Source organism: Pseudomonas graminis (assembly GCF_900111735.1).
In the GTDB taxonomy this organism is placed as follows: domain Bacteria; phylum Pseudomonadota; class Gammaproteobacteria; order Pseudomonadales; family Pseudomonadaceae; genus Aquipseudomonas; species Aquipseudomonas graminis.
In genome coordinates this window covers 1-13,763 of the sequence record NZ_FOHW01000065.1, presented here as the reverse complement: position 1 = coordinate 13,763, position 13,763 = coordinate 1, and the positions used below count along the sequence as shown (strand labels likewise).

Below are 13,763 nucleotides of genomic sequence, written 5' to 3'. Positions count from 1 at the left end.
ACCCTGTATGGCTGGGACGGCGACAACCTCGCCTGGGAAAGCAGCCCACCGCCGTACGCCGGAGCTCTCGGCCGCACGGTGCATTACATCCACGAGCCCGGCACTTTCGTCCCGGTGGCCCAAGCCATTCGCCACGAAACGATTCGTCTCGTAAGCCAACCAACTTACACCGGTCGCTACAACTTCAAAGAAGATCCGCTCTGGAACTACAAACCGGTGGCGCTGCCGATTGACGCGTTGGCGTGGTACCAATGCGACCACCTCGGCACGCCTCAGGAAATCACCGACCAAAACGGCAGCACCGCTTGGAGCGCCCAATACAAAGCGTGGGGCGAAGCCCAGGAAAACCGTTCGGAGTTCGCCCAACAAATCGGCCTGACCAACGCCATCCGATTCCAGGGCCAATACCACGACCACGAAACCGGCCTGCACTACAACCGCCATCGGTACTATGATCCAAGGGTCGGCCGGTTCATCAGCAAGGATCCGATTGGTTACACGGGGGGGATAAACCTTTATACGTACGCAGCCAATCCAGTCGGCTTTGTTGATCCTCTGGGACTTGCGGGTCACGAAGTAAAAGCACAAACCGCCGGCCCGGATGTGCTAGCGCGAGGTGTACACGTCAATATTTACGGACCTGGCCTATCGCCTAAAGGTGGCCATATAACTTTGATACCGGATACAGAAGGCTCGCATGTGATCCTTGAGCCGGCTGATAGAGCGACACGCAACATGAGCAACTCTCACTGGCGCAAAGCATGCAAGTGTGTTGCCAGCTATCTTGACGACTCGAAAAATGTGGATCGCTTGGTCAAAGCTTCACAGGCGGGAATTTCGCATAACCCCAACTCCGGAAGGGTCACTGAGCTAAACGAGGTAGGTAGCATCTTGAAGAAACATTACACCAACGGAACAAATCCAATCTCTAAATAAAAAATGGAGCGATCATGAAAGCATTGAAATCATCATTTTCCGAGATCTTTTTGCTCTTTATAAAGGATGCCACAATCAAAAGCGCTGAGACACTCGGGCTCAAGAGCTTTTCACCAGACGAGCTTATCGCTCACGACTACGAGCTAGCAGGCGAAATCGATGACTATCACTTTTTTGAGAAGCTCTACAGTGTGACTTACAAAACAAGATCTGTAGGTGTGGTGTTCAAGCGCTACTTTTTCCAAGACCAGCAAGTAGGGAGCGGCTTTAGAGTCTTGAAAGGAGTCAGGCTCACATCCTTGTTAAAGGAATATATTAGCTACGGTCAACACCATCCTGAAGTTATGAAGCCGCTGACGTTCTATTTTTTTCACGACAAAAAAGATGGTGCGGTAATTTTCGATGATTCACTAGTAGTGCGATTTAGCCATAAAAACCAGAGGGATGGATATCAGGTTGATACTCTGGAAAGTGATTATGATGAAATGGGCATACTAAACAAAGCCGCGACCAACGCTATAAAATATACAATGGACTTTCACAAAATTGAATGGGCTCGCATTTCTCTGACGAAGCGGCACTATCCGTCTGCATACCGTCGCCTAGTCAAGACTCTGAAGGTCAAAGAGAAGCATGCTCAAGCAGACCATAAATTAAAGGGGACGGCACCCTTGAGCTAAAGGGGACGGACCCCTTTAGCTCTCATTTGCGAGCCCTTGTGCAAGGAGGAACCTCAACGACAGTTAGAAACCACGCAAAGCCGCTCGTTTTTTTGGACTTAAGGGGATAGACCCCTTTAACTCTATAGCACCCACTAACAGCTTGGTAAAATCGTGACCGACACACTAAACGTACCCCCGCTGATCGAACTCCCTGAAAGCCTGAGCCCACTTTTTCTTGCAGCAGGCTGGCCCAGCACTTCCACCGTGCCACTACCGCGTTACGTTCCACACGACCATCCTGCCGCTGCTCTACTTAAACAGCTTGCCGGGGTGCAAGTGGGCATCTGCGGCGCAGGAGAGGAGTGTGCTACCAGCGATGTCGCCTTTGGCACATTTGAACATCTGCATGAAAGCGAAGATTTCCTTGAGTGGGAGCAACGCCTAGGCACCACCTTGGTGAGCATCGCCGAAGTCCATCACGGCCACGGCGCGCTGTTGATCGACGAAAAGGGTTGCTGCTACCTCTTGAGCCTCATCCACGACGGGCTTTGCATACAGGGACTGGGCTTTGTTCAAGCCATGGAGAACTTGATATTTGGGCGTAAGACGGGTGAGCAGGCGCAACTCGCAACGCCAGGCGCAATACCGATCTTTTTTACCGGCACCCTATGACAGACCTATGCTGCGTTCGGGGGCAGAAAATCTCGCTGGGTTAAAGGGTTAAAGGGGACGGACCCCTTTAATTCTACAGATCCAAATAAAAGCCATATTGGCATCCGTAACCCCATAGATTTACCCACAGTTCGAGGGAGGCCGCACGGCTCATGAGTCACGAATATAGGTTGGTTTTCCCTAATATTCTTACCGCCCGCTGCCTCATGAGCGCTCTGAGGGTGAGTGAGTATTGCGTCCGAGCAGATCAAGAGTTTGTTTACTTGAAAGATTGCGTCTCCAAGACCGAGGCGAATTACGATGCACGCTTGAGCTATGATGACCAAAATTCACTGTGGCTTGAGGTTAACTTAAGATCGTTGGCGTTATATGATCTGGTGCGCACTGCACTCGACAACGAGCCATACAAGTGCCTGAGTGATGGAGAAATTAACGAAGAAGTGGCGCTAAGCGAGGCATTCCAGCTTAGAAATCTTCATATTCCAGGTCAGGAGATTTAGATCTCAAAGGCTAAAGGGGACGGACCCCTTTAACTCTCTAGAAAGACTATCGACTGGCTGAACAGTCATGGATGGAGTATTCCGAAAAATGAAGTTGACTGGCTAAAGGGGACGGACCCCTTTAACTCTCGAATCTTACCCAAATGGAGACGAAGAATTTCATGGGCACGTACGTTGCTGGTGCGATTTGCACAACGAACAACAATCGGCATGCAGAAAAGCTGGCATGGTAACAGGCAAAGGGGAAGATCAAAAAATGAGCGCTACCACCCCCCCATATAGCCAAGAGGAGCTCGATGTTATGTTGCGGTCGGAAGATGCGGAGGCAGCTACGGATGCACTTATGTATCTGTGTTTTAACATTGATGATCCGCAATGGATTCAGCTTAAGTGCATAGAAGCAATAAAGAATCATCGCGACGAGGACGTCAGAGGACTGGCCCTGACATGCATAGGTCATGTTGCCCGCATGCACAAAGTAATCGACAAATCTTTAGTCATGCCGGTCCTACTAGAAAAACTAAAGCACAGGACCTTGTCTGGTAGAGCTCAGGATGCTCTTGACGACATTGAAATCTTTATCAACCGATGACTATGCCTAGGGAGAGGGGCGACCCCCTTTGACCCTTTGAGGCGCAAACCATTTGAAAGATATAGCAGCAGCTCCATTACTCTCTAATGCGTTTAAACATCAGTTTGCTTTCTTTGTCAGCGTTTTGGATACATCGGAAATCTACTTTGCGGTCTAAAGGGGCGGACCTTTTAACAAGAGCCCAACCCAAGTCGACGGCCGCTCGGCCGCCGATCCAGCAAGTAAATACCCTTACACCGCAAACCCAGTCCCACGCGTATTCACAAACAGCGAGTAAATCGAGTGACTGCTCGCCATAAACAACCGATTCCCTTCGCGTCCGCCGAAGCACAGGTTCGGGCAGCGCTCAGGTAATGAGATGTGTCCGATGGCTTTGCCCTGGGGATTGAACACGCGCACGCCGTCGAGTTTCTCCAGGTCGGCCTTCGGATCGCCGTTGCCGCCCCAGCCGCACCACAGGTTGCCGGCTTCGTCGCATTTGATGCCGTCGATGGCGGCGTAGTCCAGGCCTTCGATGTGTTTGCGGCGTTCGCCCAGGGTGCCGTCGTCCTTGACCGCGATGGCCCAGATCAGGCGGTTCGGTTTGGCGCGGCCTTCGACGACGTACAGGGTCTTTTCGTCAGGGGAGAAGCACAGGCCGTTGGGACCGGCCAGGTCGTCGATCACCCGGGTGACTTTCTTGCTCTCGCCGTCGATGCGGTAGACAGCGTGGGGTTGAGTCGGGGTGATTTTGTGGCCTTCGTAGTTGTTGCTGGTCTGGAAGGGTGGGTCGCTGAACCAGATCGAGCCGTCGCTTTTGCAGGCGATGTCGTTGGGGGAGTTGAAGGGTTTGCCATCGAAGCTGTCGGCCAGCACGGTGATGGTGCCGTTGTATTCGGTGCGGGTGATGCGCCGGCCTTCGCTGGTGGTGGTGGAACCCTCGCAGACGATGAGGCGGCCCTGGCGATCGCGGCACATGCCGTTGGAGAAATTGGAATGCTCGCGGTACACCGTGAAGGTGTCGGTGATTTCGTCCCAACGCATGATGCGGTTGTTGGGGATGTCGCTGACCAGCAAGTAACGCCCGTCGCCGACCCATACCGGCCCTTCGGCCCAACGCATGCCGGTGGCGAGTTTCTCGACGCTGGCGTTGAAGACCCGCAGTTCGAGAAAGCTGTCGTCGAGGATGTGAACGAGCGGATCCGGGTAACGCTGGCTCAAGGGCTCGGCGGCAGACGCGAGGCGGGGCAGAGCGGCACTGCCGACGGTGGCCAGGGTGGCGGAAACAGCGAGGGATTTCTTCAGGAAACTGCGGCGGGTGTTGCCGCTTGACGGCTCAGAGGTTTCAGCATGCTTGGGCAAGGCGGACAGGGTTGAGTCCATGTAGCGATCTCCGTTGTTTTATTTTTTTACGGGAACGTTAGTAATACCTCCTGATAGGACATCGTACAAGTGAATGATGGGTTGGGTATCCAGCTCACCCTCCGAGGAAATCGGTGCCCAAACGGGCCTCTTCCCGGCTAAAGCCGGTCCCACTAAAAGCAACGCGTGCAGTCGGTGGGACCGGCTTCAGCCGGGAATCCACGCGGAGCGTCATGGGATGCATGCCCACGCGGAGCGTGGGAACGATCACCAAGCGTTGAGCAGCAAGGTTGACGGTGCCCAGACTGGCCTATTCCCGGCTAAAGCCGGTCCCATTAAAAGCAATGCGTGCAGTCGGCGGGACCGGCTTCAGCGGGATAGACGCAGAGCGTCATGGGATGCATGCCCACGCGGAGCGTGGGAACGATCTAAGCGTTGAGCAGCAAGATTGATAGTGCCCAGGAGGGCCTCTTCCCGGCTAAAGCCGGTCCCACTAAAAGCATCGCGTGCAGCCAGTGGGACCGGCTTCAGCCGGGAAGCCGTTGATCTGCTTCTGATCTGCTTTTGATCTTCGTACACAAAAAGTGCAGTCACCGCCAAACGCGACTTGGGTGCAGGCTGAACGCAGGTTTCGCGGAGTGGGCCGAGCCGCATGGATGCGGCGAGAGCTGCCCCCCGCCATGGATGGCGGATGGCAGCGGGCCCACGGAGCGAGACCGGAGTGAAGGAACCCTGAGGAACGAAGGGCCAAACCAAGAGCAAGCACCCTTGGTTACTTGGGGTGCTTTTCCAAGTAACTCGCCGAAGGCGAAACGTCTGCCCTTAGGCAGACGCTCTTGATCTTGCTGTCAAAGGTAAACCTACTTCGCCCTCAACCCCTCACGCACATCCTTCACCTCCGAAGCCGACACCGCCGGCGCCGCATTGCCCCACGTATTACGCACATACGTCAGCACATCCGCGACATTCTCATCCGACAGATTCCAGCCAAACGCCGGCATCGCCGGAGCCGTCGGCGCAGCATCCGTCGCACCCGCACGACTGCCCGCCAGCACCACACGAATCAGCGACGACGGATCATTGCTATTCACCAACGGCGCCATCGCCAGTTTCGGGAACAGATTGGCCGCGCCTTCACCCGTCGGCGTATGACACGCCGAACAGCGATCCGCATAAATCGCCTTGCCCGCCACCATCGCCCCATCGTCCGCAGCAACCGGCTTGGCTGCCTCAACCGGCTTGGCACCGTCCTTCAAGTACACCGCCACCGCCAGCAAATCCTCATCCTTCCAGTGCTGCGAAGAATGCTCGACCTCCTCGGCCATCGGCCCGGACGCGATGTCGAAACGGTTTGCGCCGGTCTTCAGGTACTTGACGATGTCATCCTCGCTCCACGCACCAATGCCATCCTGGCCAGTGGAGGTGATGTTCGGCGCGACCCAGTTCTGCAGATTGGCCCCGGTGAGGAACTGATCGTTTTTGTCACCGCCAATCAGGTTCTTCGGCGTATGGCACGTGCCGCAGTGGCCCAGGCCTTCCACCAGATACGCGCCGCGGTTCCACTGCTCGGACTTCTGCGGATCGGCCTTGAACTCGCCTTCCTTGAAGTTGATCAGGTTCCAGCCGATCAGGCTGGTGCGCACGTTGAAGGGGAACGGCAGCTGGTTGGTTTCAACCTTGTTCTCTACCGGATCCACCGTCTTCAGGTACGCGAAGATCGCCAGATTGTCCTCACGCAGCACCTTGGTGTACGCGGTGAACGGCATGGCGCCATACAAGCGCTTGCCGTCAAGGCCGTGGCCCTTGGACATGGCGTTCTGGAAATCCTCGAAGCTCCAGCGGCCAATGCCGGTCGCCGGGTCCGGAGTGATGTTGGCGCCGGCCAGCTTGCCAAACGGCGTATCAAGGATCACGCCACCGGAAAACAGCGGCTTGCCCGGGATGGTGTGGCACGCGGTGCAGTCACCCAGGGTGCTCAGGTAGCGGCCCTTTTCCACGATGTTGTAGGAATCGGCGCCGGTTGCCCCGTGGGCGAGGGAAACAGACAGACCGATAACGCCTGCGCAGACCGTCAGAAGAGTCTTCATACGCTGATCATCTCCCCTGGACGCTTAAGGTAGCGGGTGCGGATGGCATCCGCCGCTTTGAAGGCCAGCGCCGCGACGGTGCCGGTCGGGTTGTAACCCGGGTTCTGCGGGAAGGCGGATGAGCCGACCACGAACAGGTTCGGCACGCCCCACACTTGCAGGTGCTTGTTCACCGAGCTGTTCTTCGGGTCGGCGCCCATGATGAAGCCGCCGACGATGTGCGACGACTGATACGGCGCGCTGTTCCAGTGCCCTTGCTGGGAACTGGGGACCATCTGCCGCGGGTTCATGCTCTTGGCGATCTCGCCGACCTTGGCGGTGACGTAGGCGGCCATCTTGCGATCGTTCTCCGGAAAGTCGAAGGTGATGCGCAGCAGCGGTCGGCCCAGGGGATCTTTGTAGGTCGGGTCCAGCGACAGGTAATTGGTCCGCGTCGCATAGCTGCTCGCTTCACAGCCGATGGACATGGTGCTGGCGTAGTTCTTGACCGTGGCCTTCTTCCATTCCGAACCCCAGGTCGGGGTGCCGGGCGGGAGAGGGCGCGCGTCGATGGGCGCTGCGCCGATCGGGGTCACGCGGGTGCTGCCGCCGCCGACGAAACCGAGACCCGAGTGGTCGAAGTTGTCGTTGTTGAACTCGTCGATGCCCATGCCGATGGCACCGCCGCCGATAAACGGGTTGAAGTTCTTGTCGTCGAAGAACATGCGCACGCTGTTGGCGGTCTGGTAGGCGTAGTTGCGGCCCGTGGTGCCGGTGTTGGTCACCGGGTCGTAAGGCTGGCCCACGCCGGAGAGCAGCATCAGGCGTACGTTTTCGAAGATGAACGCGCTGATCACCACCAGTTCGGCAGGCTGTTCCCACTCTTCGCCGTTGGAGTCCATGTAGACGATGCCGGTGGCGCGTTTGCCGCTGCTGTCCATGGTCACGCGCAGGACTTCGCAATTGGTCATGGCCGTGAAGTTCGGCTTGCGCACCAGCACTGGCAACACCGTGGTGATGGCGCTGGCCTTGGAATAGTTGGCGCAGCCGTAGTTGGTGCAGAAGCCGCAGAAGGTGCAGGCACCCATGGCCACGCCAAGGGAGTTTACATACGGCCGCGAGAGCAAGGCCGACGGCACCGGGAACGGCTTGTAGCCCAGGTTTTTCGCGGCTTCGGCGAACAGTGTCGGCGCGTAAGTCTGTGCCGTCGGCGGGTTCGGGTATTCCTCGGAGCGCGCGCCTTCGAAGGTGTTGCCACCTTCCTGTATTACGCCCTTGATGTTGCCGGCCTTGCCGGAGATGCCCGCCAGGCGATCGAACTTGGCGTAGAAAGGCTCCATTTCGTCCCAGTCGGTGCCCCAGTCCTGCAGGGTCAGTTCAGGCGACAGCTCTTTGCCGTAACGCTCGGTCAGGTGGCTGTGCAGCCGGAACTCATGGGGCTGGAAACGGAAGGTGATGCCGGCCCAGTGGTTGCCGGCGCCGCCGGTACCGTTGCCCGGGTGAAACGAGCCCCAGCTGCGCATGGGTAGCGCTGTCTCGGTGACGCTGTTGCGAATGGTTGTGGTGTTTTGCCGGGTTCTCGCCATCAAGTCCTGACGGCGGCTGTAGCGCAATTCGTCCGCGGCCGAGGCCACGTTGAAGTCCGCGGCGGTATCGCGCCATGGGCCGCGTTCGAAGCCGATGATCTTGAGGTTTTCATCGGCCAGTTCATTGGCGATGATGGATCCGGCCCAGCCGAGCCCGACTACCACGACGTCGGTGGAAGGTAGTTTTTTGGCCATGTCGAATTAACCCTTCTTGGTCCAGGCGGAGCTGCCGATGATGGAGAGCGGCACCAGATTGAGCTTCTGGTTGTGCAGGCCGATGTACTCGCGGTAGTCGTAGCGGGCCCCGGGGAAGCCGATCATTTTCCACGACACCATGTCGCGGTTGCCGCCGTAGACCGGGTCGGCGAAAAAGCCTTCCATGGTGTTGCCCAGCACTTGCTGGAAGAACAATTTGGCGTCGATGCCTTCCAGCGTGATCTCGGCCTTGTCCAGACCGGTCAGGACCTTGTCCTGCTGTTCCGCGGTCAGGGCGCTGAAGTTTTTCTGGAACTGCTTCTGGCAGTAGCCTTCAAGGCCGGCGAGGCCGAGACGGTAGCGCTGGCGCGGCACCAGTTCCGACTGGTCACCCTGCATCGGCGTGCCTTGAGCGAACGGGCCCTGCATGTACAGACGGCTGAATGTGCCGTACTCGCCGGCCAGCTGACGGTCGATGAACACCGCGCAACCGGCGTCCTTGCCGCTGACGCTGAGGTCATCGGCGGGGATCAGTCGGGCGACAATGGCTTCCACCGCGAGGGCTTCGGCGTCGGTGAAGAACTGCCAGCCCGGGGTGTCGTAATGCATCGGACCGTTGTGGTCGAACGGCACCCACTGCGGAACGCCGACAACGGTGGCCGCCTGGGCCGTGGCAGCTGCACCGACGGCCAGCGTCGTGGCTGAACCTTTCAGCAACTGGCGGCGGGTGAGGCCTTTGGATTTCTCTGTCATTCAGGGCTCCTGCAAAACCACGCCCCCACAGGCCATTGCGAGATGGTCCGTGCCGGGGCTGTGCTCTGCGTTCTTTATCACGGGTATTGCCGCGCATACGATGTGCACGGCAAGTGGTTCCTGGCGGGGTGTGACACTGGGTCTCTGGCAGGCCTGCGAGCGAATGGCGCACGCTAAGCGGGGAATTGCCGTAACTGATCTGCATCTTTTCACGCCAACTGCCATGATAGATGTGTTGCGCCGTGTTGCAGCGGTTCAAATCGGTAAATGACTCTTACCGATTACGTAACAGTCGACGTGCAATCGGGTAACAATGGTTCAGATAAGGGTTCGTGTTCTCCCGCCGAAGCAGCCCATGGGGGGTGCAGTTCGGGGCTGACCGTGGCGTGAACCTGACAGAATCTTCATAAAGCCAAGTCCTTGGTCAGGGCCACTTCTTGGTATCGTGCACGCCATTTGCGTCCCGCCTGTCCGTGCGGTTTGCTGACTGTGCCGTTTATATATTCACCGAGTAGCTGCAGAAATGCCCGATCCAATACCCTTAAAAGACCACGAGAAGGAAACCCGGCTGGTCAACAAACGCTTGATCGCCTGCGCCGTTTTCGTGGCCGTGCTCAGCGTCGCACTGGTGTGCCGCATGTACTTCCTGCAAGTCACCGAATTCGCCTACCACTCCACCATCTCCGAAAACAACCGCGTCCACGTGCTGCCGATTCCGCCGGAGCGCGGGCTGATCTTCGACCGTAACGGCGTGATCCTCGCCGACAACCGCCCCAGCTTCAACCTGACCATGACCCGCGAGCGCGCGGGTGACTGGCACGCGGTGATCGACGAACTGATGCAGATCCTCAACCTGCCAGACGAGGATCGGATCATCTTCGACAAGGCGATGAAGAACTCGCCCCACCGCTTTGTGCCGGTGACGCTGCTCTATGAGCTGACCGAAGAGCAGATCGCCCTGTTGGCGGTCAATCAGTTCCGGCTGCCGGGGCTGGACGTCGAGGCGCAGTTCGTTCGCCACTACCCGCTGGCGGAACACTTTGCGCACTCCATCGGCTACGTCGGGCGGATCAACGAGAAAGAGGCGACCCAGCTGGATCAGGTGGAATACCGCGGCACCCAGTCTATCGGCAAGACGGGTGTGGAGCGGTTCTACGAGAGCGAGCTGCACGGCCATGTCGGCTACGAAGAAGTGGAAACCAACGCGCAAGGTCGCGTGCTGCGTGTGCTCAAGCACACCGATCCGGTGGCCGGCAAAAACATCACCCTGAGCCTGGACATCAAGCTGCAAGAGGCGGCAGAACACGCGCTGGGCGACCGTCGCGGCTCGGTGGTGGCGATCGATCCGGCCACCGGCGAAGTGCTGGCGATGGTCAGCAAGCCGAGCTTCGACCCGAACCTGTTCGTTACCGGCATCAGCTTCAAGGAGTATTCGGCGCTGCGGGATTCGGTCGACCGTCCGCTGTTCAACCGCGTGCTGCGCGGGTTGTATGCGCCAGGTTCGACGATCAAGCCGGAAGTGGCCATTGCCGGCCTGGACAGCGGCGTTATTACGCCATCAACCCGCGTCTTCGATCCGGGCTATTTCCAGCTGCCGGACTTCGACCACAAGTACCGCAACTGGAACCACAGCGGCGATGGCTGGGTGGATTTGAACGCGGCAATCATGCGCTCCAACGACACCTATTTTTATGACCTGGCCCACAAGCTGGGCATCGACCGCATGCACGATTACCTGACCATGTTCGGCATCGGCCAGAAGGTCTCGCTGGACATGTTCGAGGAATCGGCGGGCCTCATGCCGTCGAAAGAGTGGAAGCGCATCACCCGGCGTCAGGCGTGGTTCCCGGGTGAGACCGTGATCCTCGGCATCGGCCAGGGCTACATGCAGGTGACGCCGCTGCAACTGGCTCAGGCGACGACCCTGATTGCCAGCAAAGGCATCTGGCATCGTCCGCACCTGGCCAAGGAGATCGGTGGCGTAGCGCCGGTGGACGAGCACCCGATGCCGAACATCGTGCTGCGTGATTCCCACGAGTGGGATCAGGTCAACAATGGCATGCAAGCGGTGATGCACGACCCCCGCGGCATCGCCCGTGCCGCCGCGCAAGGTGCGCAATACCGCATTGCCGGCAAGAGCGGTACCGCGCAGGTGGTGGCGATCAAGCAGGGCGAACGTTACAACCGCAACAAGACCCTGGAACGCCATCGCGACAATGCCTTGTTCGTCGGTTTTGCACCGGCGGCCAACCCGAAGATTGTCGTAGCGGTGATGATCGAGAACGGCGAGGCGGGCGGCCGCGTCGCCGGTCCCGTGGTGCGGGAAATTCTGGATGCCTGGCTGCTGGATCCGGACGGCCACCTGAAACAGCAATACGCCACGCCAGGCACAACGCCGGTCAATCCGAAAGTGCAGATCGCCGCGCCGAACAAGGCGGTGGGCCAGCCGCCGGTGTGAGATCCGGCGCTTGCGGACGGGTGCGTTTCCCCAAGATGCACTGAACTGTGCCCGGCGTGACAGGTCGATTTGAGACCACGCGTGATGTCTGTTCCGGCCTCCCGCGCTCATTCGACTCGACAAGGAACTTGCCCCATGTCCAGCAGAACCATCGCCGACTACCTCGCCCAAACCCTCGCCGCAGCCGGCGTCTCGAAGATCTGGGGCGTCAGCGGCGACAGCCTGAACGGTCTGACCGACAGCCTCCAGCGCCTGGGCAAGATCAAGTGGATGCACACCCGTCACGAAGAAGTCGCGGCGTTCGCGGCAGGGGCGGAAGCAGCGTCCACCGGCAAGCTGGCGGTGTGTGCGGGCAGTTGCGGTCCGGGCAACCTGCACTTGATCAACGGCCTCTATGACTGCCACCGCAGCGGTGTACCGGTCCTGGCCATTGCGGCGCAGATTCCATCTTCCGAGATCGGCCTGAACTACTTCCAGGAAACCCATCCCACCGACCTGTTCAAAGAGTGCAGCCACTTCGTCGAAACCGTCAGCACCCCCGAGCAGTTCCCCCGTGTGCTGGAGCGGGCCATGCGCGCCGCCATCAGCCAGCGTGGCGTGGCGGTGATCGTGATTTCCGGCGACGTCGCCCTGAGCGCGGCCCCGGACATCAAACCTGTGTGGGTCGATCACGCGCCAGCGCGGGTCATCCCGGCAGAAGCCGATCTGCAACGGTTGGTGGACCTGCTGGACACATCCAAAGCGGTGACGATTCTTGCCGGCGCTGGCTGTGCCGAGGCCCACGATCAGGTGGTGGCGCTGGCCGAGAAGCTGTCTGCGCCGGTGGTCCACGCCCTGCGCGGCAAGCAGTACATCGAATACGCCAACCCCTTCGACGTGGGCATGACCGGACTGATCGGCTTCAGCTCCGGCTATCACGCGATGATGGCCTGCGACACCCTGGTCATCCTCGGCAGCAGCTTCCCGTACCGCAATTTCTACCCGGAAAAAGCCAAGGTCATTCAGATCGACATCGACCCGACCGCCATTGGTCGTCGCGTCCCTGTTGCCCTCGGTCTGGCGGGGGACATTGCTGAAACCCTCGACGCCGTATTGCCGCGTCTAAAGGCCCACACCGACCGCAAGTTCCTCGACAAGGCGCTGGATCACTACGCCAAGTCCCGCGAAGAACTCGACGAACTGGCCACGCCGTCGGGCCACGGCGAGCCGATTCACCCGCAATACCTGACGCGACTGGTTGACGCCTACGCCGACCCGGACACGATCTTCACCGTCGATGTCGGCACGCCGACGTTGTGGGCGGCGCGATACCTGACCATGAATGGCAAGCGCTCGTTGCTGGGTTCTTTCAATCACGGCTCCATGGCCAATGCGATGCCCCAGGCATTGGGTGCGAAGGCGGCATTCCCGCAACGGCAAGTGGTGGCGCTGTGTGGCGACGGCGGCTTGTCGATGCTGATGGGCGACCTGCTGTCGATCCGCCAGCTGAACCTGCCGATCAAGCTGGTGGTGTTCAACAACAGCTCGCTGGGTTTTGTGGCGATGGAAATGCAGGCGGGCGGTTACGTGCCCCACGACACCGATTTCGACAGCACCAATTTTGCCAACATCGCCATCGGTGCAGGCATTCTGGGGATTCGCGTGGAGGACTCGGCGGACCTGCCGGCCGCGCTGGAGAAAGCTTTCGAGCACCCGGGGCCTGTGGTGGTGGATGTCGTCACCGCGAAACAGGAATTGGGCATGCCGCCAAAAATCAAACTGGCCCAGGCGAAAGGCTTCAGCCTGTTCATGCTCAAGGCCGTCATGAACGGCAAGGCAGACATGGTGCTGGAACTGGCGAAGACTAACTTGCGCTGATTTCATGTGGGACCGGCTTCAGCCGGGAATGCGTCAGTGGATACACCGCGAAAGCGAGGGTGTTCACGCAGGCCTCTTCCCGGCTAAAGCCAGTCCCACAATTACACCGCGCACTCATAGTGGGACCGGCTTCAGCCGGGAAGGC

Annotated in this window: 11 protein-coding genes; 7 read left to right on the top strand and 4 right to left on the bottom strand. The window is 58.9% G+C overall.

Annotated elements, in window-relative coordinates; translation table 11 throughout:
* From BMY98_RS27860 to BMY98_RS25785, 5 genes are all read left to right on the top strand, one after another.
* Window positions 1-936, top strand: a 936-nt coding sequence (locus BMY98_RS27860) for an RHS repeat-associated core domain-containing protein (protein WP_175514225.1), incomplete at its 5' end; no start/stop codon positions are given.
* A gap of 14 nt (window positions 937-950) precedes the next feature.
* A complete protein-coding gene (locus BMY98_RS25800; RefSeq protein WP_074893562.1) occupies window positions 951-1,616 on the top strand; it encodes a hypothetical protein in 666 nt (221 codons plus the stop codon).
* 153 nt (window positions 1,617-1,769) lie between these two features.
* Window positions 1,770-2,270, top strand: a complete 501-nt coding sequence (locus tag BMY98_RS25795; RefSeq protein ID WP_074893560.1) for an SUKH-3 domain-containing protein — start codon at window positions 1,770-1,772, stop codon at window positions 2,268-2,270.
* A 152-nt stretch (window positions 2,271-2,422) separates the two neighbouring features.
* Window positions 2,423-2,770 carry a hypothetical protein gene (locus tag BMY98_RS25790; protein WP_074893558.1) on the top strand — a complete coding sequence of 116 codons (348 nt, stop codon included), beginning with the start codon at window positions 2,423-2,425 and terminating at the stop codon, window positions 2,768-2,770.
* 226 nt (window positions 2,771-2,996) lie between these two features.
* Window positions 2,997-3,362 carry a hypothetical protein gene (locus BMY98_RS25785; protein ID WP_217648335.1) on the top strand — a complete coding sequence of 122 codons (366 nt, stop codon included), beginning with the start codon at window positions 2,997-2,999 and terminating at the stop codon, window positions 3,360-3,362.
* Window positions 3,363-3,593: 231 nt separating this feature from the next.
* On the opposite strand, the gene BMY98_RS25780 is transcribed toward BMY98_RS25785, so the two are convergent.
* The 4 genes from BMY98_RS25780 to BMY98_RS25765 form a co-directional block, all read right to left on the bottom strand.
* The gene (locus BMY98_RS25780) at window positions 3,594-4,724 is read right to left on the bottom strand and encodes an SMP-30/gluconolactonase/LRE family protein (RefSeq protein ID WP_074893556.1); all 1,131 of its coding nucleotides are present in this window, start codon (window positions 4,722-4,724) and stop codon (window positions 3,594-3,596) included.
* An 839-nt stretch (window positions 4,725-5,563) separates the two neighbouring features.
* A complete protein-coding gene (locus BMY98_RS25775; RefSeq protein WP_074893554.1) occupies window positions 5,564-6,790 on the bottom strand; it encodes a c-type cytochrome in 1,227 nt (408 codons plus the stop codon).
* A complete protein-coding gene (locus BMY98_RS25770; protein ID WP_074893552.1) occupies window positions 6,787-8,550 on the bottom strand; it encodes a GMC family oxidoreductase in 1,764 nt (587 codons plus the stop codon). The genes BMY98_RS25775 and BMY98_RS25770 overlap by 4 nt, the downstream gene beginning before the upstream one ends.
* Window positions 8,551-8,556: 6 nt before the next feature.
* Complete coding sequence (locus BMY98_RS25765; protein WP_074893550.1) at window positions 8,557-9,303, bottom strand: gluconate 2-dehydrogenase subunit 3 family protein; 747 nt, start codon at window positions 9,301-9,303, stop codon at window positions 8,557-8,559.
* 523 nt (window positions 9,304-9,826) lie between these two features.
* On the opposite strand from BMY98_RS25765, the gene mrdA reads away from it, so the two are divergent.
* Window positions 9,827-11,761, top strand: coding sequence for a penicillin-binding protein 2 (gene mrdA, locus BMY98_RS25760; RefSeq protein WP_074893548.1), 1,935 nt, complete (start codon window positions 9,827-9,829; stop codon window positions 11,759-11,761).
* Window positions 11,762-11,896: 135 nt separating this feature from the next.
* Window positions 11,897-13,618, top strand: coding sequence for a ubiquinone-dependent pyruvate dehydrogenase (gene poxB / locus BMY98_RS25755; protein ID WP_074893546.1), 1,722 nt, complete (start codon window positions 11,897-11,899; stop codon window positions 13,616-13,618).
* Window positions 13,619-13,763 lie beyond the last annotated feature (145 nt).

Coding starts and splice junctions, on each gene's coding strand:
- BMY98_RS25800 (WP_074893562.1), top strand. CDS start 951: ATGAAAGCATTGAAATCATCATTTTCCGAGATCTTTTTGCTCTTTATA.
- BMY98_RS25790 (WP_074893558.1), top strand. CDS start 2,423: ATGAGTCACGAATATAGGTTGGTTTTCCCTAATATTCTTACCGCCCGC.
- BMY98_RS25785 (WP_217648335.1), top strand. CDS start 2,997: ATGGTAACAGGCAAAGGGGAAGATCAAAAAATGAGCGCTACCACCCCC.
- BMY98_RS25780 (WP_074893556.1), bottom strand. CDS start 4,724: ATGGACTCAACCCTGTCCGCCTTGCCCAAGCATGCTGAAACCTCTGAG.
- BMY98_RS25775 (WP_074893554.1), bottom strand. CDS start 6,790: ATGAAGACTCTTCTGACGGTCTGCGCAGGCGTTATCGGTCTGTCTGTT.
- BMY98_RS25770 (WP_074893552.1), bottom strand. CDS start 8,550: ATGGCCAAAAAACTACCTTCCACCGACGTCGTGGTAGTCGGGCTCGGC.
- BMY98_RS25765 (WP_074893550.1), bottom strand. CDS start 9,303: ATGACAGAGAAATCCAAAGGCCTCACCCGCCGCCAGTTGCTGAAAGGT.
- mrdA (WP_074893548.1), top strand. CDS start 9,827: ATGCCCGATCCAATACCCTTAAAAGACCACGAGAAGGAAACCCGGCTG.
- poxB (WP_074893546.1), top strand. CDS start 11,897: ATGTCCAGCAGAACCATCGCCGACTACCTCGCCCAAACCCTCGCCGCA.